Source organism: Streptomyces sp. NPDC102283 (assembly GCF_044766265.1).
In the GTDB taxonomy this organism is placed as follows: Bacteria; Actinomycetota; Actinomycetes; order Streptomycetales; family Streptomycetaceae; genus Streptomyces.
In genome coordinates this window covers 456,099-478,955 of sequence record NZ_JBIWLQ010000003.1, presented here as the reverse complement: position 1 = coordinate 478,955, position 22,857 = coordinate 456,099, and the positions used below count along the sequence as shown (strand labels likewise).

The following is a 22,857-nucleotide window of genomic DNA, read 5'->3' as shown; positions in this document are numbered from 1 at the left end:
TGGGGGCGTGATCCGCACCGAAGCCCTGGACCGCCTGCCCGTCCGCACCGCCGTGCCCGCCCTGCGGCGCGCGCTCAACGACCGGGGCGTCGCCGTCCTGTGCGCCCCGCCCGGCACCGGCAAGACGACGCTCGTCCCGCTGGTGCTGGCCGGACTGACCGGTCAGAGCCCGGTGCGCCGGGTCGTGGTCGCCGAGCCGCGCCGGATCGCCGCGCGGGCGGCGGCCCGGCGGATGGCCTGGCTGCTGGGCGAGCGGCCGGGCGAGCGGGTCGGCTTCACGGTGCGCGGCGAGCGCGTGGTGGGGCGGGACACGGTGGTGGAGGTCGTGACCACCGGGGTGCTGCTCCAGCGGCTCCAGCGGGACCAGGAGCTGGCCGGGGTGGACGTGGTGATCATCGACGAGTGCCACGAGCGGCACCTGGACGCGGACACGGTCGCCGCGTTCCTCCTGGACGTACGGGCGGCGATCCGGCCCGATCTGCGGCTGGTGGCGGCGTCCGCGACGACGGACGCGGAGGGCTGGGCGCGGCTGCTCGGCGACGCCCCGGTGATCGAGGCGGAGGGCGTCTCGCATCCGGTGGAGGTCCTCTGGGCGCCGCCCGCCCGTCCGGTGAAGCCGCCGCACGGGATGAGGGTGGATCCCGCCCTGCTGACGCATGTGGCGGCGACCGTGCGGCGGGCGCTCGGTGAGCGGGAGGGGGACGTGCTCTGCTTCCTGCCCGGCGTCGGGGAGATCGGGCGGGTGGCCGGGCAGCTCGCGGGCGTGGACGCGGAGGTGCTCCAGGTGCACGGGCGGGCTCCGGCCGCCGTGCAGGACGCGGTGCTCGCCGGGTCCTCCGGGGGGCGGCGGGTGGTCCTGGCGACCTCGGTGGCCGAGTCGTCGCTGACGGTGCCGGGCGTGCGGGTCGTCGTCGACTCGGGTCTCGCCCGGGAGCCCCGTACCGACCACGCCCGGGGGCTGAGCGCCCTGAGCACCGTACGGGCCTCCCAGGCGGCCGGGCGGCAGCGCGCCGGGCGGGCGGGGCGGGAGGCTCCGGGGGCGGTGTACCGGTGCTGGGACCAGGCCGAGGACGGGCGGCTCGCGCGCTTCCCGTCGCCGGAGATCAAGGTCGCCGACCTGGCCGCCTTCGCGCTCCAGGCGGCGTGCTGGGGCGATCCGGACGCCTCCTCGCTCGCGCTGCTGGACCCGCCGCCCGCCGGGGCGATGGGCGCCGCCCGGGAGGTGCTGGAGGCGATCGGCGCGGTGGACGACGGGGGCCGGGTCACCGAGCGCGGCACCCGGATGTCCCGGCTCGGGCTGCACCCGCGGCTGGCACGGGCCCTGCTGGACGGCGCCCGGGAGGCCGGGGCGCGGCGGGCCGCGGAGGTGGTGGCGCTGCTGAGCGAGGAACCGCCGAGGGAGTACGGGGACGATCTCGCGGCGGCGCTGCGGACCGCGCGCCGGGGCCAGGACGGATACGCGGCGCGCTGGAAGCAGGAGGTGCGGCGGCTGTCGGGCCAGGTGGAGGGCGTCGGCTCCGGCGGGGCTCGCTCGGACGACGCCGTCGTCGGCCTCGTCGCCGCGCTGGCGTTCCCGGAGCGGGTCGCGCGGGCCCGGGGCGACGGGGCCTTCCTGATGGCGTCGGGCACGGGCGCGGAGCTGCGGGACGCCTCGCGGCTGCGCAGCGCGCCCTGGCTGGCGGTGGCGGTCGCGGACCGGCCCTCCCACGCGGCGTCGGCGCGGGTGCGGCTGGCCGCGGTGGTCGACGAGCCCACCGCGCTCCTGGCCGCCGGGCATCTGCGGGTGCGGGGCGAGGAGGTCCGGTGGGTGGACGGCGAGGTGGTGGCCCGGTCGGTGGACCGGCTGGGGGCGGTGGAGCTGGCGGTACGGCCGCTGAGGCAGCCCGATCCGGAGCTGGTGCGCGGGGCCCTGGTGGAGGGGCTGCGGCGGGAGGGGCTCGGGCTGCTGCGGTGGACCCGGGACAGTGAGCAGGCGCGGTCGCGGCTGGCGTTCCTGCACCGGGTGCTGGGCGCGCCGTGGCCGGACGTGTCGGACGGGGCTCTGCTCGCGGAGACCGGGGCGTGGCTGGAGCCGGAGCTGTCGCGTGCGCGACGGCGCTCCGACCTGGGCCAGATCGACGCGGGGCAGGCGTTGCGGCGGCTGCTGCCCTGGGCGACCGGGGAGGCCGCCCGGCTGGACGAGCTGGCGCCGGAGCGGATCGAGGTGCCGAGCGGCTCCCGGATCAGGGTCGAGTACGGCGGTGAGCAGCCCGTCCTGGCGGTGAAGCTCCAGGAGTTGTTCGGGATGGGCGAGACGCCCCGGGTGGCCGGGGTTCCGGTCCTGGTGCACCTGCTCTCCCCCGCCGGGCGGCCCGCGGCCGTCACGGCGGACCTGGCGTCGTTCTGGCGGGAGGGCTACAAGGCGGTACGGGCGGAGCTGCGCGGCCGCTACCCGAAGCATCCGTGGCCGGAGGACCCCGCGACCGCACCGGCGACGCGGTTCACCTCGGCCAGGCTCAAGCGCTCGTAGCGCGTTCGGAGCTTCGGGACCGCGCCTCCAGCCAGAGGGCGAGCGCGAGCAGTCCGAGGCCGAGGCCGAGGAAGCCCCAGGGCAGGTACGAGGTGAGGAGGAGGACCAGGGCGCGCTGGGACTTCACCAGGTCGACGGTGTCCGCGATGTAGTCCTCGCGCATCTTCACATGGCCGGAGAACGCGGTGACGGTGTCCTTGGACATGCCCATCTTCTTGGCGTCGCGCAGCTCCTCCGTGTGGATCTCCTCGCCGTTGACGGGGGCTCCGGTGACGGGGTCGACCCAGAACATGCGCTTGGTGGTGTACCAGCGGGTCATGCCGGTCTGCGCGATCTGTTCGGCGGTGATGCCCTTGATGGGCATCTTCTTGGGCATCGGGACCTCGGTCCACGGGATGGTCTGCTCGAAGTAGTAGACCTCCAGGCCGCGGAAGGTCCGGGTGCCCTCGTAGTGGATGGGGGCGGTGGTGCGGCTCTGGGCGTCGAAGTACTCGTAGTCCCGCTTCTCGGTGAGGAAGGGCCACTTGAACTCGATGCCCTCGCGCCGGACCGGGTCGCCGTCGACCATCTCGCCGGTGGCGTTGACGGGGGCCTGGGAGTGGGCGTCGAAGATGTAGCGCTCGGGGATCTCGGAGACCATCTTGCCGTCGGGGCCCTGGATGTAGGAGAGCGCGTCCCAGACGACGACGTCGCGTCCGGCGCTGCGTTCGATCTTCTCGGACTCCTCCACATTGCCCTTGAGCGTCTGGACGATGGTGACCTTGTCGACCTTCCTGGCCTTGAGGGTGGTGTAGTCGAGGAGGGTCGCGGGCGACGCCTCCAGGACGACTTCCTGGTACTGGTTCGGCGGGACCTTGGCCAGGCGCGGGAAGGCGTACCAGCGCAGCAGCGGTGACAGGGCGGCGAAGAACACGGCGAAGGCCAGGAGTACGAGACCGGCTCGGCGGCGCATGGTGGTGACCTCTCCCTCTGCGGCGGCTATCTCTTGGGTCCCGGGACGGTGGTCAGCAGGGGTTTCGGCGAGGTCTCCCCGGCCGGGGAGCCGACGGCGGAGACGGTGAACACGAGCGCGAGGGCGGCGGCCAGTCCGATGGCGGCGGCGACGAGGGCACGCATGCTCGGCCTCCCGGGGCGGTGATCCGATGACGGCGACCTGATGGGTCGTCAGGGCTGGGGCACCGTAGCAACCGGGGCGCGAGATGAGAACACAGCGGACAGCCCCTCGGCCGGATGACCGAGGGGCTGTGCGGTGGCCGGTGCGCAGGCTCCGCGGTACGGCGGGGTCAGGCTTCGGGGGTTTCCGTCTCCTTCGGAGTGGTCTCCTCGGGTGCCGTTCCCTCCGGGGCGGTCCCCTCGGGTGCGGTCTCCTCGGGTGCGGTCTCCTCGGGTGCGGTCTCCTCCGGGGCCTGGATGGTGAGTTCGACGACGACCGAGGCGCCGCCCTCGGTGGTGAGGCGCAGTTTGAAGGTGCCCTCGGTGCCGTCCGCGAAGATCTCCGGGAGCCGGAGCACACCCCGGGCGTCCGTCGTCAGGGTCGTCAGGGTGCGCACCGGCTTGCCGGCCGCGTCCTTGAAGTACGGGCCCTTGTCGTTGTCGAAGAGCCCCAGGGGGTCCTTGACCATGGTGGCGGTGACGGCCACTCCGGCCGCCGCGGCGTCCTTGTAGGTGGCCTTGACGGTGACGGCGTCCGCGAACTTCTCGCCGGGTGCGGCGACGAGCGCCTTCTCGTCGGTCCGGGCGATCGCGTCGGCCTGGCGGGCGGTGACGGTCGCCGCGTAGGTCAGGGTGCGCGGCCTGCCGGTGCCCGCGACGGCGGTGACCGTGAACTCCCCGGCCTGCTCGCCGGCCTTGAGCTCCGGCGCGGTGGCGGTGCCGTCGGCCCCGGTCCGCACCGTGACGGTCTTCTTGCCGCCGGCGAAGAGCGTGCCGGTCTTCCCGGTGACGGTGAAGGTGACGGGCACCTTGCCGAGCGGGGCGCCCAGCGCGTTGCGGGCGAGGACGGCGACCCGCTCGTCGAACGCCTGGCCCGCGGTGGCGCGGAGCGGACCGGTGCCCGCGTTCTCCAGGGAGCCGAAGGTCTCGGCCGGCGTCGGCTTGGAGGTGGGCGGCTTCGGCGGCTTCGGCGTCGGGCCGGTGGAGCCGTCGCCGGGCTTCGAGGGGCCCGGGCTCGGCTTCCCGCCCGGCTTGTCCGGGGAGGGCTTCGGGCTCGGGGTGGCGCCCGGACCGGGGTTGGTGCTCGGGCCCGGGTTCGGGGAGGGGGTGCTCGGAGTGGTGGGCAGCGTTCCGGTGCCGTCGGGGATCTCGTGCGTACCGCGCTGGTAGTACGAGAACCAGGAGCGGACCGTACGCAGGTACTCGTTCGACCGGTTGTAGCTCAGCACGGCCTTGTCGAGGTCGGCGGCGATGGCCAGATCTCGGTCGTTGGCGCAGAGGTAGCGGCCGGCGGCGAGCGCCGCGTCGTAGATGTTGTTGGGGTCCTTGCGGCCGTCGCCGTTGGCGTCCTGGCCCCAGGAGGCCCAGGTCGACGGGATGAACTGCATGGGGCCGACCGCGCGGTCGTGGACCGCGTCGCCGTCGTACGCCCCGCCGTCGGTGTCCTTGATCAGGGCGAAACCCTGGCCGTTGAGGGCCGGGCCGAGGATCCGGGGGCTCGCGGTGCCGTTGGCGTCGACGCGTCCACCGCGGGCCTGGCCGGACTCGACCTTGCCGATCGCCGCGAGGAGTTGCCAGGGCAGCCGGCAGGAGGGGTCGGTGGTGGCGACGGTCCGCTCGGCCTGCTTGTACGCGGCCAGGATCGACGCCGGAATGCCGGCTTCCGCGCTCCCGGTCGCCGGCAGATTGCTGGCGGCTCCGGGCTTGTTGGGCGTGACCAGGGGCGGAAGGTCCGTGTAGTAGGGCGAGTTGCCGGTCGCGGCGCCGTCGTCCTCGGCGCTCGCGGTGTCCTCACCGGCCGCCTTCGGGTCACCGCCGCCGGCGGGGCCGTCGGCCAGGGTCGCTGCGGGCGCCTGCGAGGCCGCGAGTGCCGCCACGGCGGCCGCCGCCACCGCGGTGGTCGTGGCCCCCTTGCGCAGACGTCGGCGAATGTGCGCTGCCATACGTTCCGGTCCCTCCCCCTCGAAGGCTGCTCGCGCTCCCCAGCGCAAGGACTCCAGCGACCCTACGGCACCTTGTGTCGCCGGAGCACCGAGCCTTGACCGCTTCTTACTGTTTTTTCACGTTCGCGGGCGCATGTTGTCCCGTCGGCCATGGAAGGGTGCCCGAACGGTCGCGCATACTTGCCGCCATGCCGTTCACGCTCAGTCATGCCGCCGCCGTGCTCCCGGCGATCCGCCGCAACGGGACGGCCCGGTGGCCGCTGTTCCCCTCCGCTCTCGTCGCCGGTTCGTTCGCGCCCGACATCACCTACTTCGCGGACACGGTGATCCCCGGGGCGATGGAGTTCGGGTCGTTCACGCACACCTTCCTCGGGGTGGTCACGGCGAACGTGGCCATCGCCGCCGTGCTGGTGGCGGTGTGGGTGCTGCTGCGCGAGCCGTTGGCGGCGCTGTTGCCCGTACGCGTACGGGGCAGGGTCCACGCCTTCGTGCGGGGGCAGCGGTGGACGCGCGCCTCCTTCGGGCCGTCCGCCTGGCTGTGGTTCGCCGTCTCCGGCGCGCTGGGCGCGGCCACGCATGTGGTGTGGGACGCGTTCACCCACCACAGCCGGTGGGGGACGGAGCTGGTGCCGGTGCTCAGCCGCAGCGTCGGCGGATTCCCGGTGTTCCAGTTCGTCCAGTACGGCAGTTCGGCCCTGGCCCTCCTGGTCATCGGCTGGTTCGCCGTCACCGGGCTCCGACTGACCCCGGCGGGCCCCGCGCCCGAGGAGGTGCCGGTGCTCGGCCGGCGGGAGAGGTGGGGCGCGCTCGGCCTGCTGGGCCTGTGCGTGCTGCTCGGCGTCGTCCACCGGTGCGCCCGCTGGTACGCCCACTTCGGCCGGGTGGAGAGCCCGCTCGACATCATCCCCACGGCCTGCTTCGGCGCGGGCGCCGGGCTGGCGGCCGGGCTGCTGCTGTACGGGGTGTGGATGCGCCTGCCGCGCGGGCGGCGGGGGACGCGGGGCCCGGAGCGGCCGCCGGTACCGGAAGGGTCCCGTACGGGAACTCCGGCCGGCCGGAGGTAGCGGCGGGCAGAAGGCCAGGGCCCGGAACCGTGACGCGGTCCGGGCCCTGGCCTCTGCAGGTGGCTCAGTGCGCGGCCGACTCCCAGTCCTTGCCGACGCCGACCGAGACGTCGAGCGGGGCGCGCAGCTCGACCGCGTGGGCCATCTCGTGGCGCAGGATCTCCTCCACCCGCTTCCGCTCGCCCTTCGCGATCTCCAGGACGATTTCGTCATGGACCTGGAGCAGCATCCGCGAGGTCAGCCCGGCCTCGGTCAGCGCCCGGTCCACCCGCAGCATCGCCACCTTCACGATGTCCGCGGCCGTGCCCTGGATCGGGGCGTTCAGCGCCATCCGCTCGGCGGCCTCGCGGCGCTGGCGGTTGTCGCTGTTCAGGTCGGGCAGATAGCGGCGCCGGCCGAGGATCGTCTCCGTGTACCCGGTGGCCCTGGCCTCCTCGACGACCCGGTGGAGATAGTCCCGGACGCCGCCGAACCGCTCGAAGTAGGTGTCCATCAGCACCCGGGCCTCGGCGGGGTCGATGTTCAGCTGCTGGGAGAGGCCGAACGCGGAGAGCCCGTAGGCCAGGCCGTAGGACATGGCCTTGATCTTGCGGCGCATCTCCGCGTCGACCGCGTCCTTCTCGACGCCGAAGACCTGCGAGGCGACCGTGGTGTGGAGGTCCTCGCCGGAGGCGAACGCCTCGATCAGACCGGCGTCCTCGGAGAGGTGCGCCATCACCCGCAGCTCGATCTGGCTGTAGTCCGCCGTCATCAGCGTCTCGAAGCCCTCGCCGACGACGAAGCCCCGGCGGATCGCCCGGCCCTCGTCCGTGCGGACGGGGATGTTCTGCAGGTTGGGGTCGGTGGAGGAGAGCCGGCCGGTCGCCGCCACCGTCTGGTTGAACGTGGTGTGGATCCGGCCGTCGGCGGCGATCGTCTTGACCAGGCCCTCGACGGTGACCCGCAGCTTGGCCTGCTCACGGTGGCGCAGCATCAGGACCGGCAGCTCGTGCTCGGTCTGCGCGGCCAGCCAGGCCAGCGCGTCCGCGTCCGTCGTGTATCCCGTCTTGGTCTTCTTCGTCCTGGGCAGGCCCAGCTCGCCGAAGAGGATCTCCTGGAGCTGCTTGGGCGATCCGAGGTTGAACTCACGGCCCACCGCCGCGTGCGCCTCCTTCACCGCCTGCTGCACGGTCCCCGCGAACTGCTGCTCCATCCCCTCCAGGTGGGCCCGGTCCGCGGCGATCCCGTGCCGCTCCAGACGGGCCAGGAGGATCGACGTCGGCAGCTCCATGTCGTGCAGCAGCTCCGCCGCGCCCACCTCCTTGAGACGGGTGGTGAACGCTTCTCCCAGGTCGAGCACGGCGCGGGCCTGCGCCATCAGGGCGTCCGCCTCGGCCCGGTCGTCCGCGCCGAAGGCCAGCTGCCCGTCGGAGGCGGCGGCCGGGGCCAGCTCCCGGCCCAGATACTCCACGGCCAGCGCGTCCAGGGCGAAGGAACGGCGGCCCGGCTTCACCAGATACGCGGCGAGCGCGGTGTCCATCGCGACGCCTTCGAGCCGCCAGCCGTGCTCGGGCAGGACCCGCATCACGTTCTTCGCGTTGTGCAGGACCTTCGGCCGCGCCGGGTCCGAGACCCAGGCGGCGAACGCCTGCTCGTCGGCCTCCTCCAGCTGTGTCGGGTCCAGCCAGGCGGCGGCCCCGTCGGCGGCGGCGAGCGCGATCTCGGTGACCGTGCCGGCGCCCAGCGACCAGGTGTCCACCGTCATGACGCCGAGCGGCTGCGCGCCGTGCGCCTCCAGCCACGGGGCGACCTCGCCGGAGCCGAGCACGACCCCGTCCAGCTCGATCCCGGCGGCGGGCGCGGGCGGCTCGGCCTCCGCCGCGCCCGGGTCGACGGCGAGGAGGCGCTCGCGCAGGCTCGGGTTGCGGATCTCCAGTATGTCCAGGACACCGGTGACCGCCGTGCGGTCGTACGGGGCGCGCTCCAGCTCGGCCGGGGCCTTCGGCAGCTCCACGTCACGGACCATCTCGGTCAGCACCCGGTTCATCTTCACCGCGTCCAGGTGGTCGCGGAAATTCTGCCCGGCCTTGCCCTTGACCTCATCGGCCCGCTCGACCAGTTCGGCGAAGGAGCCGAACTGGTTGATCCACTTCGCGGCCGTCTTCTCACCGACCCCGGGGATGCCCGGGAGGTTGTCCGACGGGTCGCCTCGCAGGGCGGCGAAGTCCGGATACTGCCGCGGAGTGAGCCCGTACTTCTCGACGACCTTCTCCGGGGTGAACCGGGTCAGCTCGGAAACCCCCTTGGTGGGGTACAGCACGGTCACGTTCTCCGTGATCAACTGGAAGGAGTCCCGGTCGCCGGTGACGATCAGCACCTCGAACCCGGCCGCCTCGGCCTGCGTCGCCAGCGTCGCGATGACGTCGTCCGCCTCGAAACCGTCCACCGCGAACCGGTCCGCGTGCATCGCGTCCAGCAGCTCGCCGATCAGCTCGACCTGCCCCTTGAACTCGTCGGGGGTCTTGGAGCGGTTCGCCTTGTACTCCGGGAACTCCTGCGCGCGCCAGGTCTTGCGGGACACGTCGAACGCCACCGCGAAATGCGTGGGCGCCTCATCACGCAGGGTGTTCGCCAGCATCGACATGAAGCCGTACACGGCATTCGTCGGCTGCCCCACCGCCGTCGTGAAATTCTCCGCGGGCAGGGCGAAGAACGCCCGGTACGCCAGGGAGTGCCCGTCCATGAGGAGCAGGCGCGGTCGGTTGTCTGCCGTCTTCTTCGATGCCGTCTCAGCCACGCCCCCGATCCTGCCACGGCCCACTGACAATCCGGACCGGCACGACATCCACAGGGCCGTGACAGGATCGACGGTGAGGACGTAGACACGTGGAAGAAGCGCTCGAAGGGGAGCAGCATCATGGCCACCAAGCCGCCGACCGGTGACCCGGTCCAGGACGCCCCGCAGGTCGAGGCGGCCCCGCACGCCGCCGCCGGGCTGCCCGCCGTCGCCCACTCCCTGCGCATCGCCCAGCAGCAGATGGGCGTGCGCCGCACGGCACGGACCCTCCTCAAGGTCAACCAGAAGGACGGCTTCGACTGCCCCGGCTGCGCCTGGCCCGAGGGCGGCAAACGGCACACCGCCGAATTCTGCGAGAACGGCGCCAAGGCCGTCGCCGAGGAGGCGACGCTGCGCCGCGTCACCCCCGGCTTCTTCGCCGCCCACCCGCTGGCCGACCTCGCCGCACGCAGCGGGTACTGGCTGGGCCAGCAGGGCAGGATCACCCAGCCGGTGTACCTCCCCGAGGGCGCCGACCGGTACGAGGCGGTGAGCTGGGAGCGGGCGTTCGCGATCATCGCCGAGGAGCTGACCGCCCTCGACTCCCCCGACGAGGCCCTCTTCTACACCTCGGGACGCACGAGCAACGAGGCCGCGTTCCTCCTCCAGCTCTTCGCCCGCGAGTTCGGCACCAACAACCTGCCGGACTGCTCCAACATGTGCCACGAGTCGTCCGGCTCGGCGCTCACCGAGACCATCGGCATCGGCAAGGGCAGCGTCTCCCTGGAGGACCTCCACCAGGCCGACCTGATCATCGTCGCCGGACAGAACCCCGGCACCAACCACCCCCGGATGCTGTCCGCCCTGGAGAAGGCCAAGACCGCCGGGGCGAAGATCATCTCGGTGAACCCGCTGCCCGAAGCCGGCATGGAGCGGTTCAAGAACCCCCAGACCCCGCAGGGCATGATCCGGGGCACAGCCCTCAACGACCTCTTCCTCCAGATCCGCATCGGCGGCGACCAGGCACTCTTCCGCCTCCTCAACAAGCTGATCCTCGCCGCCGACGGCGCCGTCGACACCGCGTTCGTCACCGAACACACCCACGGCTACGAAAAGTTCGCCAAGGCCGCCGCAGCCGCCGACTGGGACGAGACCCTCACCGCGACCGGCCTCACCCGCGCCGAGATCGAGCAGGCCCTGGCCCTCGTCCTCGCCTCGCAGCGCACCATCGTCTGCTGGGCGATGGGCCTCACCCAGCACAAGCACTCCGTGCCCACCATCCGCGAAGTCGTCAACTTCCTGCTGCTGCGCGGAAACATCGGCCGCCCCGGCGCCGGGGTCTGCCCGGTGCGCGGCCACTCCAACGTCCAGGGCGACCGCACCATGGGCATCTTCGAACGGCCCGCACCGGCCTTCCTCGACGCCCTGGACAAGGAGTTCGGCATCACCTCACCGCGCCACCACGGCCTGGACGTGGTGCGCTCCATCCAGGCCCTGCGCGACGGCGAGGCGAAGGTCTTCTTCGCGATGGGCGGCAACTTCGTCGCGGCCACACCCGACACCGCGGTCACCGAGGCCGCGATGCGCCGCGCCCGCCTCACCGTCCACGTCTCGACCAAGCTCAACCGCTCCCACGCCGTGACCGGGACCCGCGCCCTGATCCTGCCCACGCTCGGGCGCACCGACAAGGACGTCCAGGCGAGCGGCAAACAGTTCGTCACCGTCGAGGACTCCATGGGCATGGTCCACGCCTCACGCGGCAACCTCGCCCCCGCCGGCCCCCACCTGCTCTCCGAGCCGGCCATCGTCGCCCGCCTCGCCCGCGCCGTCCTCGGCGCCGGCTCCCGGACGGACTGGGAGGCCTTCGAACGGGACTACGCCACCATTCGCGACCGGATCTCCCGCGTCGTCCCCGGCTTCGAGGACTTCAACACCCGCGTCGCCCGCCCCGGCGGCTTCACCCTCCCCCACGCCCCCCGCGACGAACGCCGCTTCCCCACCGCCACCGGCCGCGCCAACTTCACCGCCGCCCCCGTCGAGTACCCCGAACTCCCGGACGGCAGGCTGCTGTTGCAGACGCTGCGCTCCCACGACCAGTACAACACCACCATCTACGGTCTCGACGACCGCTACCGGGGCATCAAGGGCGGCCGCCGCATCGTCATGGTCAACCCCGAGGACGCCGCCGCCCTCGGCCTCGCCGACGGCGCGTACACCGACCTCGTCAGCGAGTGGAAGGACGGCGTCGAGCGCCGCGCGGACGGCTTCCGCGTCGTCCACTACCCCACCGCCCGCGGCTGCGCCGCCGCCTACTACCCGGAGACCAACGTCCTGGTCCCCCTGGACTCCACGGCCGACACCAGCAACACCCCGGCCAGCAAATCGGTCGTCATCCGCTTCGAGAGCACCCGGAGCGACTGAGAACCCCGCCACTCCCTAAGCGTTCGCTCAGCCGTCTGATAAGAACAACGCAGACAGCAACGAACGAGCGCACCGAAACGGAGCCGGACCCATGGGCGAGCACACCGCACCCCTCTTCCCGCAGGAAGTCATCGACGAATACGCGGCCCTCGGCGTCGACCTGCCCGCCCTCTTCTCCGCCGGCCACCTCGGCGAGCGCATGGGCGTGACCATCGTCGAGGCCTCCGCCGACCGTGTCGTCGGCACCATGCCCGTCGAGGGCAACACCCAGCCCTACGGCCTCCTGCACGGCGGCGCCTCCGCCGTCCTCGCCGAAACCCTCGGCTCCATCGGCTCCATGCTCCACGGCGGAGCCTCCAAACTCGCCGTCGGCGTCGACCTCAACTGCACCCACCACCGAGGCGCCCGCAGCGGCCTCGTCACCGGCGTCGCCACTCCCGTGCACCAGGGCCGCTCCACCGCCACGTACGAGATCGTCATCACCGACGAACACGACAAGCGGGTCTGCACCGCACGCCTCACCTGCCTCCTCCGCGACGCCCCCCGCCCCGAAGCGGGCTGACCCCCACAACCCGCCAACCGCTTCGCCCCGCACGGCGAAACCCACTGCCCGGCCAGAAACAGCACCCTGTGCATTCCGGCCGGGCAGTGCCATATCCCCACCAAAAAACGACAGTTGGCCAACACACTCGGTCAACTTCCTTGACGGCACAGCGCGTTCCATGAGCCACTCAGCAGCCACATCAGCCCCCGCGGCCCCGCCGACCACGGCGTCGATGTAACACTGCGTAACGTGCAGGCAATACGGAATCCAGCCGCACACCTCGGCCGCGAACACCCGGGGAGCTTCGCCGCGCCCACCGCGACCACCCAACGACGTCAGCACCAAGATCGCCCCAAGCCCCTTAGCAGAGCTGCGCGTTCTCACCATGTGGTCCTTCCGCACTCCAGGCGAAACCACCACATGTCCTCACAGGAACCTCAAGCCTTGCTCAAGGGCATAACAAGAGAGTCACATCCGCCGCCGACCAGTCCCGGTGGCCCCCGGCTGCGCTTAGAGTCACCGCCAGTCACCGCGCCGCCGGGCGCGTCTGCTGCACGGCCCTGTACCAACCCAGTACGGCCCGGCGAACATCACGGCACCTCATGCCAGAGGAGCGCCGCGCCAGGGAAAGGACCCTCTCGTGCGACACCGTTCTTTGCTCATACTCACCGCAGTGCTCACCACCGGAGCACTGACGCTCACCGCCTGCGGGTCGCGCGACGAAGGCAGCAAGGACAGCGGAGACAGCGGTGGCAAGACCACCGTCGTCATCGGCGTAGACGCCCCCCTGACCGGCTCCCTCTCCGCGCTCGGCCAGGGCATCAAGAACTCCGTGGACCTCGCGGCCAAGACCGCGAACAAGAACAACGAAGTCCCCGGCATCGAGTTCAAGATCGAAGCCCTCGACGACCAGGCCGTCCCCGCCTCCGGACAGGCCAACGCCACCAAGCTCGTCGGGAACACCGACGTCCTCGGCGCCGTCGGCCCGCTGAACTCCGGCGTCGCCCAGTCCATGCAGGGCGTCTTCGACAAGGCCAACCTCACACAGGTCTCGCCCGCCAACACCAACCCCGCCCTCAGCCAGGGCGACAACTGGGCGAAGGGCGACCTCAAGCGCCCCTTCAAGACCTACTTCCGCACCTGCGCCACCGACGTCGTCCAGGGCAAGTTCGCCGCCCAGTACCTCTACAACGACGCCAAGAAGAAGAAGGTCTACGTCGTCGACGACAAGCAGACCTACGGCGCCGGCCTCGCCGCGATCTTCTCCGCGGAATTCGAGCGCCTCGGCGGCAAGGTCGTCGGCACCGACCACGTCACGGTCAAGGAGACCGACTTCTCCAGCACCGCCGACAAGGTCAAGAGCTCCGGCGCCGACTCCGTCTACTACGGCGGCCAGTACCCCGAAGGCGGCCTGCTCTCCGACCAGATCAAGAAGACCGGCGCCAAGATCCCCACCATGGGCGGCGACGGCATCTACGACCCCGCCTTCATCAGCGCCTCCGGTGAAGCCAACGACGGCGACTACGCCACCTCCATCGGCTACCCCGTCGAGGCCCTCCCGACCGCCAAGAAGTTCATCGAGGACTACAAGGCCGGCGGCTACAAGGACCCGTACGCGGCCTACGGCGGCTACTCCTACGACGCCGGATGGGCCATCATCCAGGCCGTCAAGGCCGTCGTCGCCGACAACGACGGCAAGCTCCCCGAGGACGCCCGCGCCAAGGTCACCGAGGCCATGTCCAAGGTCTCCTTCGACGGTGTGACCGGCAAGGTCTCCTTCGACGAGAACGGCGACACCACCAACAAGCAGCTCACCGTCTACGAGGTCCAGAAGGGTGCTTGGAAGGACGTCAAGAGCGCCACGTTCGAAGACTGATCCCCCAGCACAGCCCCGCTCCACCTGACCCAAGCCGCGCGAGGGCGCAAACAGCGCCCTCGCGCGGAGTCATATCCGACAAGCTCATCGGAGGCCCTGCGGTGCACGAACTGCCGCAACAGCTGGCCAACGGCCTTGCCCTCGGCGCCCTCTATGGCCTCATAGCCATCGGGTACACCATGGTGTACGGCATCGTCCAGCTCATCAACTTCGCCCACGGCGAGATCTTCATGATCGGGGGCTTCGGCGCCCTCACCACCTACATCATGCTCCCCAGCGGGACCACCCTCCTGGTCGCCATCCCGCTCATGATCATCGGTGGTGCCATCGCCTCCGTCGCCGTGGCCACCGCCGCGGAGCGGTTCGCCTACCGGCCCCTGCGCGGCGCCCCCCGCCTCGCTCCCCTCATCACCGCGATCGGCCTCTCGATCGTGCTCCAGCAGCTCGTCTGGGGCTTCTACCCCGACGCGAAGAAGCCCCGCAGCTTCCCCGAATTCCAAGGCGAATCGTTCAAGCTGCTCGACAACCTCTACCTCCAGCGCGCCGACGCCTTCGTCCTCGTCCTCGCCCCGCTCTGCATGCTCGCCCTCGGCCTCTTCGTCGCCAAGAGCCGCAGCGGCCGCGCCATGCAGGCCACCGCCCAGGACCCCGACACGGCCAAGCTCATGGGCATCAACACCGACCGCATCATCGTGATGGCCTTCGCCATCGGCGCCGCCTTCGCCGCCGTCGCCTCGGTCGCCTACGGCCTCGACAAGGGCCAGATCAACTTCGAGATGGGCTTCATCCTCGGACTCAAGGCCTTCACCGCCGCCGTCCTCGGCGGCATCGGCAACATCTACGGAGCCATGGTCGGCGGCGTCGTCCTCGGCCTCGCCGAAGCCCTCTCGATCGCCTACATCGAAGAGATCCCCGGCATGCAGCAGCTCGGCGGCGGCGCCTGGGCCAACGTCTGGGCCTTCGTCCTTCTCATCGTCGTCCTCCTCGTCAGGCCACAAGGCCTGCTCGGTGAGCGCGTCACGGATCGGGCGTGATACCGATGACCACCAACACCCACGAGACGACGCCCGTCCTCGCCATCCCCGCACCGGTGGCCCGCGCGGCCACCACCCTCGGAGCCGCACTCACCCTCGGCTCCACCTTCCTCGCCTGGACATGGACCTCCGCATTCCCCGGCGACCTCACCGTCACCGGCTACCCCGGCGGCCTCCAGGTCCTCACCCTCGTCGGCGCAGCACTCACCCTGCTCCTCGCCCTCTCCGGGTACGGCATCAAGGGCCTGGGCTGGCTCAACCCCGCCCAGAGCAACAACGCGACTTTCCTGCTCGCACTGGGCACCTTCGCCACCACCTGGTTCACCGCCATCGCCATCGCCATCGAACTCGGCGGACTCGCGAACCTCGAACCCGGCGGCTTCGTCGCCATGGCAGCCAGTCTCATCACCGTGGTCGGAGCCCTCGGACTCCCCCTGGACCGGCACACCAAGGAGTCGCTGCCCCAGTTCAGCTGGCCGGCCTTCATCGGGCTCACCCTCATCACCGGCCTCATCACCTACCCGCTCTGGCGCTTCATCCGGCTCGGCCCCAACCCCCGCCAGATCAAGCGCCCCAAGGAGCTCCCCTCCTGGGCCGAGATCCTGATCATCGTCGCCGCCTTCGGCATCGGTCTCTTCGTCGTCACCTACGGCATCGACACCGCATACCCCGAACTCTTCGTCGGCTACCTGATCATCACCGCCTTCGCCGTGACCGCACTCTTCAAGGCCGGCCTCATGGCCCGCCTCTCCGCGCTCACCACGAAGTACCGCTCCATCGCCGTCGCCGCCGCCTTCGTCGCCGCGGCCGTCTTCCCGTTCACCCAGAACACCGACCAGTACACCCTCATCGCGGTCAACATCCTCATCTTCGCGACCGTGGCTCTGGGCCTGAACATCGTCGTCGGCCTGGCCGGACTCCTCGACCTCGGATACGTCGCCTTCCTCGGCGTCGGCGCCTACACCGCCGCCCTCGTCTCCGGCACCACCGCATCCGCGTTCGGCGTCCAGTTCCCCTTCTGGGCCTCCGTCCTCACCGGCGCCGCCGTCTCGCTCATCTTCGGCGTCGTCATCGGAGCACCCACCCTCCGCCTCCGCGGCGACTACCTCGCCATCGTCACCCTGGGCTTCGGCGAGATCTTCCGCATCGCCGTCGGCAACCTCGACGGCGTCTCCGGACCCCGGGTCACCAACGGCCCCAACGGCGTACCGAACATCCCCGACCTCAACTTCTTCGGGTACGACTTCGGCGAGTCCCACACCATCCTCGGCTTCGAACTCGGCGCCTACGCCAACTACTACCTGCTCATGCTGCTCGCGATGATCCTCGTGGTCCTCGTCTTCAGCCGGGCCGGCAGCTCCCGCATCGGCCGCGCCTGGGTCGCCATCCGCGAGGACGAGACCGCCGCCACCGCCATGGGCATCAACGGCTTCCGCGTCAAGCTCATCGCCTTCGCCCTCGGCGCCACCCTCGCCGGCATCGCCGGCACCGTACAGGCCCACGTCCAGAGCACCGTCGTCCCGGAGATGTACGTCTTCGCCGGACCCGTGCCGCCCAACTCCGCCTTCCTCCTCGCCGCCGTCATCCTCGGCGGCATGGGAACCATCAGCGGACCCCTCATCGGCGCAGCACTCCTCTACATGATCCCGGCGAAGCTCCAGTTCCTCTCGGACTACCAGCTCCTCGGCTTCGGCCTCGCGCTCATCCTCCTCATGCGCTTCCGCCCGGAAGGCCTCATCGCCAACCGGCGGGCCAAGCTGGAGTACCACGAGACCGGCCAGCTCGACGTACCCGAAGAAACCCTGGCCGGCACCACCTCCGGCACCACGAAGGCGGGGGCGTGAACACCATGACCACCACCACACCCGAGACCGCCACCACGGTGCTCGACGCCAGCGGCGTCACCATGCGCTTCGGCGGACTCACCGCCGTACGCAACGTCGACCTCACCGTCACAGCAGGCGAGATCGTCGGCCTCATCGGCCCCAACGGCGCCGGCAAGACCACCTTCTTCAACTGCCTCACCGGCCTCTACGTCCCCACCGAGGGCAAGGTCAGGTACAAGGGCACCGTCCTGCCGCCCAAGCCCCACCTCGTCACCCAGGCAGGCATCGCCCGCACCTTCCAGAACATCCGGCTCTTCGCCAACATGACCGTCCTGGAGAACGTCCTCGTCGGACGCCACACCCGCACCAAGGAAGGCCTCTGGTCAGCCCTCCTCCGCGGCCCCGGCTTCAAGAAGGCAGAAGCCGCGTCCCACGCACGCGCCATGGAACTCCTGGAGTTCATCGGCCTCCAGGACAAGGCCGACCACCTCGCGCGCAACCTCCCCTACGGAGACCAGCGCAAGCTGGAGATCGCCCGAGCCCTCGCCAGCGACCCAGGCCTCCTCCTCCTGGACGAGCCCACCGCCGGCATGAACCCCCAGGAAACCCGCGTCACCGAAGAGCTCATCTTCGCCATCCGCGACATGGGCATCGCCGTACTCGTCATCGAGCACGACATGCGCTTCATCTTCAACCTCTGCGACCGCGTCGCCTGCCTCGTCCAGGGCGAAAAGCTCGTCGAGGGCACCCCGAGCGTCGTCCAGGCCGACGAACGCGTCGTCGCCGCCTATCTCGGTACGCCCTTCGAAGGCGCCCCCGGGGACGAGGAGGCCGCCGAGGTCGAAGCAGCCGAGGCGCAGAGCACCACCCGCAAGGAAGGGGAAACCCCGTGACCGCCCTGCTAGAGGTCGAAGACCTCCGCGTCGCCTACGGCAAGATCGAAGCCGTCAAGGGCATCTCCTTCAGCGTCGAAGCCGGCCAGGTCGTCACCCTCATCGGCACCAACGGCGCGGGCAAGACCACCACACTGCGCACCCTCTCCGGGCTCCTCAAGCCCTCCGGCGGCCGCATCACCTTCGACGGGAAACCCCTCGGCAGCGTCCCCGCGCACAAGATCGTCGCACTCGGACTCGCCCACTCCCCCGAGGGCCGCCACATCTTCCCCCGCCTCACCATCACGGAGAACCTCCAGCTCGGAGCGTTCCTCCGGACCGACAAGGCAGGCATCGAGAAGGACGTCCAGCGCGCCTACGACCTCTTCCCCATCCTCGGGGAACGCCGGAAGCAGGCCGCGGGAACCCTCTCGGGCGGCGAGCAGCAGATGCTCGCCATGGGACGCGCCCTCATGTCCCAGCCCAAACTGCTCATGCTCGACGAGCCCTCCATGGGGCTCTCCCCGATCATGATGCAGAAGATCATGGAGACCATCGTCGAGCTCAAGGCGGCGGGCACCACGATCCTGCTCGTCGAGCAGAACGCCCAGGCCGCCCTGTCCCTCGCGGACCAGGGTCACGTCATGGAGGTCGGCAAGATCGTCCTCTCCGGCCCCGGCTCGGACCTGCTCCACGACGAGTCGGTCCGCAAGGCCTACCTCGGCGAGGACTGAAGCCCCTGCCGCCGTACGCGAGAGGCCCGCACCCCCCGGTCTTCCGGGGTGCGGGCCTCTCGCTCCGTCACGCGTACGCGGCTACTCTGCCGACTTCTTCTTCTCCTCGGCGTCCTCGATCAGCGCCTCCGCCAGCTGCTGCATCGACATCCGGCGGTCCATCGACGTCTTCTGGATCCACCGGAACGCGGCCGGCTCGGAGAGCCCGTAATCCGTCTGCAGGATGCTCTTGGCCCGGTCCACCAGCTTCCGGGTCTCCAGCCGCTGGGACAGGTCCGCGATCTCGCTCTCCAGCGCCTTCAGCTCCGCGAACCGGGAGACGGCCATCTCGATGGCCGGCACCACGTCGCTCTTGCTGAACGGCTTCACGAGGTACGCCATGGCCCCGGCGTCCCGGGCCCGCTCGACGAGGTCGCGCTGCGAGAACGCGGTGAGCATGAGGACCGGGGCGATGGACTCCTCGGCGATCTTCTCGGCTGCGGAGATGCCGTCGAGGACCGGCATCTTCACGTCCAGGATGACCAGGTCGGGCTTGTGCTCCCGGGCCAGCTCGACGGCCTGCTGCCCGTCGCCCGCCTCACCGACGACGGAGTAACCCTCCTCCTCCAGCATCTCCTTGAGGTCGAGGCGGATGAGGGCCTCGTCCTCGGCGATGACGACGCGGGTCGTCAGCGGCGGGACGTGCGACTTGTCGTCGTCGACGGCGTCTACGGGCTGGGGCGACTCGGGGGTGGTCACGGGGCTCCTTGATTCAGGGCAGGCGCTGCTGCGAAGCAGCCTACCTACCTGCTGCCGCCTCCTGTCACCAGGTACACTGCTGATCGGTTACCACGCCGGGTTGGCGCAATTGGTTGACGCGGAGGTCTCAAACACCTCTGTCCGAAAGGACATGTGGGTTCGAATCCCATACCCGGTACTACCTCACAGAGCGGATGTTCACTTTCGCGTGAACATCCGCTTTTTGCTGCCCGAGGCCGCCCCTCTCCACCAAGAGTGGACGAATGAACGCACACAGCACAGAAGTGCGCCAACAAGCTCTCACCCTCCTTCGGAGCGGCACCCGAAACGCTGAAGTGGCCCGCAGACTGAGCGTGCCGCGCGGCACCGTCTCGTACTGGCTCCACATGGATCGTTCTCGACGCGGCGAGTGCCCCGGGGCGCACAACCCATCGTGCCACCGGTGCGACGGCACAGTGCTCGACGAGTCCGCCTACGCCTACCTGCTCGGGCTCTACCTGGGCGACGGCCACATCAGCCCATGCTCGGCACATCGAGCACCCAGCCTGATGATCACGCTGGACAATGCCTGGCCAGGCGTCCAGGACGAGGCGGAGGCCGCGTTACGCAAGGTCTTCCCGCAGAACACCACGTGCCGGGTCCGCCGGGCCGGCTGCCACAACATCAAGGTGTACTCGAAGCACCTCGTCTGCTACTTCCCGCAGCACGGTCCGGGCAGGAAGCACGAGCGCGAGACAGTCCTGGAGCCCTGGCAGCAGAAGATCGTCGACGCCCATCCTTGGCAGCTCGTCCGAGGTCTCATCCACTCGGACGGCTGTCGGCTCACCAACTGGACGACTCGCGTGGTCGGCGGTGAACGCAAGCGCTACGAGTATCCCCGCTACTGGTTCACCAACGTCTCCGACGACATCCGCCGCCTCTACACCGCCACCCTCGACGCGCTCGGCATCACCCGGACGCACTGCACGCGCGCGGGCAAGCCCTACAACATCTCCGTAGCCCGACGGGCATCCGTAGCCCTCATGGATGCGCACGTCGGGCCGAAATACTGAGCTGATCCTGAGCCGCCCTACTTCGGGCTGTCGTCCTCGCCGATGTGGTGGACGCGGACCAGGTTCGTGGAGCCCGCGACGCCCGGCGGGGAGCCGGCGGTGATGACCACGACGTCGCCCTTCTTGCAGCGGCCGATGCGCAGCAGCTCCTCGTCGACCTGGGCGACCATCGCGTCCGTGGAGTCGACGTGCGGGCCGAGGAAGGTCTCGACGCCCCAGGTGAGGTTGAGCTGGGCGCGGGTGGCCTCGTCGGGGGTGAAGGCGAGGAGCGGGATGGGTGAGCGGTAGCGGGAGAGGCGCTTGACGGTGTCGCCGCTCTGGGTGAAGGCGACGAGGAACTTCGCGCCGAGGAAGTCGCCCATCTCGGCGGCGGCCCTCGCGACGGCGCCGCCCTGGGTGCGGGGCTTGTTGCGCTCGGTGAGGGGCGGGAGGCCCTTGGCGAGGAGATCTTCCTCCGCGGCCTCGACGATGCGGGACATGGTGCGGACGGTCTCGATGGCGTACTTGCCGACACTGGTCTCGCCGGAGAGCATGACCGCGTCGGTGCCGTCGATGATGGCGTTGGCGACGTCGGAGGCCTCGGCACGGGTGGGGCGGGAGTTGTCGATCATCGAGTCGAGCATCTGGGTGGCGACGATGACCGGTTTGGCGTTGCGCCGGGCGAGCTTGATGGCGCGCTTCTGGACGATCGGGACCTGCTCCAGGGGCATTTCGACGCCGAGGTCGCCGCGGGCGACCATGATGCCGTCGAAGGCGGCGACGATGTCGTCGATGTTGTCGACGGCCTGGGGCTTCTCGACCTTGGCGATGACGGGGAGGCGGCGGTTCTCCTCGTCCATGATCCGGTGGACGTCGTCGATGTCGTGTCCGGTGCGGACGAAGGACAGGGCGATGATGTCGGCGCCGATACGCAGGGCCCAGCGGAGGTCGTCGATGTCCTTCTCGGAGAGGGCGGGGACGGAGACGGCGACGCCGGGGAGGTTGAGCCCCTTGTTGTCGGAGACCATGCCGCCTTCGATGACGGTGGTGTGGACGCGGGGCCCTTCGACGCCGGTGACTTCGAGGGTGACGCGGCCGTCGTCGACGAGGATGCGTTCGCCGGCGGTGACGTCGGCGGCGAGTCCGTCGTAGGTGGTGCCGCAGATGTCGCCGGTGCCCTGTCCCTCGAGGGGTTCGACGGTGATGGTGAAGGTGTCGCCGCGTTCAAGGAGTACGGGGCCTTCGCGGAAGCGTCCGAGGCGGATCTTCGGGCCTTGAAGGTCGGCGAGGATGCCGACGTTGCGGCCGGTTTCCCCGGCCGCTTTGCGGACGCGGTGGTAGCGCTCTTCGTGTTCGGCGTAGCTGCCGTGGCTGAGGTTGAAGCGGGCGATGTCCATTCCCGCTTCGACCAGGGCTTTGATCTGGTCGTATGTGTCGGTCGCGGGTCCCAGGGTACAAACGATTTTCGCTCGGCGCATGGTTCGAGACTAAACCTTACCTACGGGTAGGTAATTGGCTGCGAGTGACACCTCAACAACCGCCGAATGAAGGGTTGTTGACAACTGTTTAATTGTGCAGCGGGTCGCTCCGATGAGCGTTTATCCGAGGTTCGGCGGGACGAGCGTGAAGGACGCTTCGACGTGGGCGTCGACGGTCTGGCGTACGGGTTCGAGGTCGACGGGTGCGGCGTCGGTGGCGGCTTCGGTGACTCCTCCGTAGGACCTGGCCTGGGCGGAGAAGCCGATGGGGCCCATGTGGGGGCTGCCGTGGGTGCCGGTGTCGCTGAGTTCGAGGAGGGCGCCGAGTCGGGTGTCGAGGGCTTCGGCGTACTCGCGGGCCCGCTGGAGGGCTTCGTGGACGGCTTGGCGGCGGGCGGCGGCGTGGTGGGGGGAGGTGGGGCGCAGCGCCCACCAGGGGCCGTCGATGCGCGTGAGGTCGTGGTCGGCGAGGCGGGTGACGAGTTCGCCGAGGGTGGTGAAGTCGTTGATGGTGACGGCGAGTTGGATGTGGCCGTGGTAGGCGCGGACGCGTTCGGCGCGGCCGTGGCGGGTGAGTTCGGGGTTGATGGTGAGGGTGCCGGTCTCCAGTTTCTCGATGGCGTCGCCGTAGGTCTTGATGAGGTCGAGGGTGGTGGCGTTGCGGTGGGTGAGGCCGTCGAGGGTGGTGCGTCGGTCGGTGCCGCGGGCGGTGAGGGTGATGGTGAGGTGGGCGATCTCGGGGTCGACTTCGAGGTGGGCTTCGCCTCGGACGGTGACGTGAGGGGTGGCGGGGGTGCCGTAGGGGTGGTGGGGCGCGGGGGCGGGTGTGGGGGTTTCGGTCATGTGTTCACTGTGGCATGAGGGGTGGCGTGGCGTGGTG

General features: G+C 70.3%; 17 protein-coding genes and 1 tRNA gene. 11 read left to right on the top strand and 7 right to left on the bottom strand.

All coding sequences use genetic code 11. The features are described 5' to 3' along the window. The first annotated feature begins 7 nt into the window (after window positions 1-7). On the top strand, window positions 8-2,509 hold the full coding sequence (gene hrpB, locus ACIRJT_RS08935; protein ID WP_403906403.1) for an ATP-dependent helicase HrpB: 2,502 nt from the start codon (window positions 8-10) through the stop codon (window positions 2,507-2,509). Here the strand turns inward: hrpB and ACIRJT_RS08930 are convergent. The 3 genes from ACIRJT_RS08930 to ACIRJT_RS08920 form a co-directional block, all read right to left on the bottom strand. Further along, window positions 2,496-3,461 carry a DUF3068 domain-containing protein gene (locus ACIRJT_RS08930; RefSeq protein WP_403906400.1) on the bottom strand — a complete coding sequence of 322 codons (966 nt, stop codon included), beginning with the start codon at window positions 3,459-3,461 and terminating at the stop codon, window positions 2,496-2,498. The two genes, hrpB and ACIRJT_RS08930, sit on opposite strands and share 14 nt — an antisense overlap. Window positions 3,462-3,487: 26 nt before the next feature. Beyond that, window positions 3,488-3,625, bottom strand: a complete 138-nt coding sequence (locus ACIRJT_RS08925) for an SPW_0924 family protein (RefSeq protein WP_106969524.1) — start codon at window positions 3,623-3,625, stop codon at window positions 3,488-3,490. A gap of 167 nt (window positions 3,626-3,792) precedes the next feature. Continuing rightward, window positions 3,793-5,604, bottom strand: a complete 1,812-nt coding sequence (locus ACIRJT_RS08920; protein ID WP_403906398.1) for a lytic murein transglycosylase — start codon at window positions 5,602-5,604, stop codon at window positions 3,793-3,795. Window positions 5,605-5,792: 188 nt separating this feature from the next. Here ACIRJT_RS08920 and ACIRJT_RS08915 point away from each other — a divergent pair, with 188 nt between their 5' ends. Next, on the top strand, window positions 5,793-6,668 hold the full coding sequence (locus ACIRJT_RS08915) for a DUF4184 family protein (protein ID WP_403906396.1): 876 nt from the start codon (window positions 5,793-5,795) through the stop codon (window positions 6,666-6,668). 64 nt (window positions 6,669-6,732) lie between these two features. Here ACIRJT_RS08915 and polA read toward each other — a convergent pair whose 3' ends face one another. Beyond that, window positions 6,733-9,444: a DNA polymerase I gene (gene polA / locus ACIRJT_RS08910; protein ID WP_403906394.1), complete on the bottom strand. Its 2,712-nt coding sequence runs from the start codon at window positions 9,442-9,444 to the stop codon at window positions 6,733-6,735. A 120-nt stretch (window positions 9,445-9,564) separates the two neighbouring features. On the opposite strand from polA, the gene ACIRJT_RS08905 reads away from it, so the two are divergent. The 7 genes from ACIRJT_RS08905 (at window position 9,565) to ACIRJT_RS08875 (ending at window position 18,730) form a co-directional block, all read left to right on the top strand. Continuing rightward, window positions 9,565-11,844 carry an FdhF/YdeP family oxidoreductase gene (locus ACIRJT_RS08905; RefSeq protein ID WP_403906391.1) on the top strand — a complete coding sequence of 760 codons (2,280 nt, stop codon included), beginning with the start codon at window positions 9,565-9,567 and terminating at the stop codon, window positions 11,842-11,844. Window positions 11,845-11,935: 91 nt separating this feature from the next. Next, the gene (locus ACIRJT_RS08900) at window positions 11,936-12,406 is read left to right on the top strand and encodes a PaaI family thioesterase (RefSeq protein WP_403906389.1); all 471 of its coding nucleotides are present in this window, start codon (window positions 11,936-11,938) and stop codon (window positions 12,404-12,406) included. A gap of 622 nt (window positions 12,407-13,028) precedes the next feature. Then, window positions 13,029-14,264, top strand: a complete 1,236-nt coding sequence (locus tag ACIRJT_RS08895) for a branched-chain amino acid ABC transporter substrate-binding protein (protein WP_403906386.1) — start codon at window positions 13,029-13,031, stop codon at window positions 14,262-14,264. A gap of 101 nt (window positions 14,265-14,365) precedes the next feature. Next, entirely contained in the window at window positions 14,366-15,298 is a 933-nt protein-coding gene (locus ACIRJT_RS08890) for a branched-chain amino acid ABC transporter permease (RefSeq protein WP_010061202.1), read from the top strand. Window positions 15,299-15,303: 5 nt separating this feature from the next. Continuing rightward, window positions 15,304-17,142 carry a branched-chain amino acid ABC transporter permease gene (locus tag ACIRJT_RS08885; RefSeq protein ID WP_403906382.1) on the top strand — a complete coding sequence of 613 codons (1,839 nt, stop codon included), beginning with the start codon at window positions 15,304-15,306 and terminating at the stop codon, window positions 17,140-17,142. Window positions 17,143-17,147: 5 nt separating this feature from the next. Beyond that, window positions 17,148-18,017: an ABC transporter ATP-binding protein gene (locus ACIRJT_RS08880; RefSeq protein ID WP_403758456.1), complete on the top strand. Its 870-nt coding sequence runs from the start codon at window positions 17,148-17,150 to the stop codon at window positions 18,015-18,017. Next, window positions 18,014-18,730, top strand: coding sequence for an ABC transporter ATP-binding protein (locus ACIRJT_RS08875; RefSeq protein WP_010061197.1), 717 nt, complete (start codon window positions 18,014-18,016; stop codon window positions 18,728-18,730). The genes ACIRJT_RS08880 and ACIRJT_RS08875 overlap by 4 nt, the downstream gene beginning before the upstream one ends. An 81-nt stretch (window positions 18,731-18,811) precedes the next feature. On the opposite strand, the gene ACIRJT_RS08870 is transcribed toward ACIRJT_RS08875, so the two are convergent. Beyond that, window positions 18,812-19,468 carry an ANTAR domain-containing response regulator gene (locus tag ACIRJT_RS08870; protein WP_003969810.1) on the bottom strand — a complete coding sequence of 219 codons (657 nt, stop codon included), beginning with the start codon at window positions 19,466-19,468 and terminating at the stop codon, window positions 18,812-18,814. A gap of 94 nt (window positions 19,469-19,562) precedes the next feature. On the opposite strand from ACIRJT_RS08870, the gene ACIRJT_RS08865 reads away from it, so the two are divergent. After that, a tRNA-Leu gene (locus tag ACIRJT_RS08865) sits at window positions 19,563-19,646 on the top strand. A gap of 85 nt (window positions 19,647-19,731) precedes the next feature. Continuing rightward, window positions 19,732-20,520, top strand: a complete 789-nt coding sequence (locus ACIRJT_RS08860; RefSeq protein ID WP_403906378.1) for a helix-turn-helix domain-containing protein — start codon at window positions 19,732-19,734, stop codon at window positions 20,518-20,520. Between the two features lie 17 nt (window positions 20,521-20,537). Here the strand turns inward: ACIRJT_RS08860 and pyk are convergent, their stop codons facing one another. Continuing rightward, window positions 20,538-21,977 carry a pyruvate kinase gene (pyk, locus tag ACIRJT_RS08855; protein ID WP_403906376.1) on the bottom strand — a complete coding sequence of 480 codons (1,440 nt, stop codon included), beginning with the start codon at window positions 21,975-21,977 and terminating at the stop codon, window positions 20,538-20,540. Window positions 21,978-22,097: 120 nt separating this feature from the next. Next, the gene (locus ACIRJT_RS08850) at window positions 22,098-22,820 is read right to left on the bottom strand and encodes an SIMPL domain-containing protein (protein ID WP_403906373.1); all 723 of its coding nucleotides are present in this window, start codon (window positions 22,818-22,820) and stop codon (window positions 22,098-22,100) included. Between the last annotated feature and the right edge of the window lie 37 nt (window positions 22,821-22,857).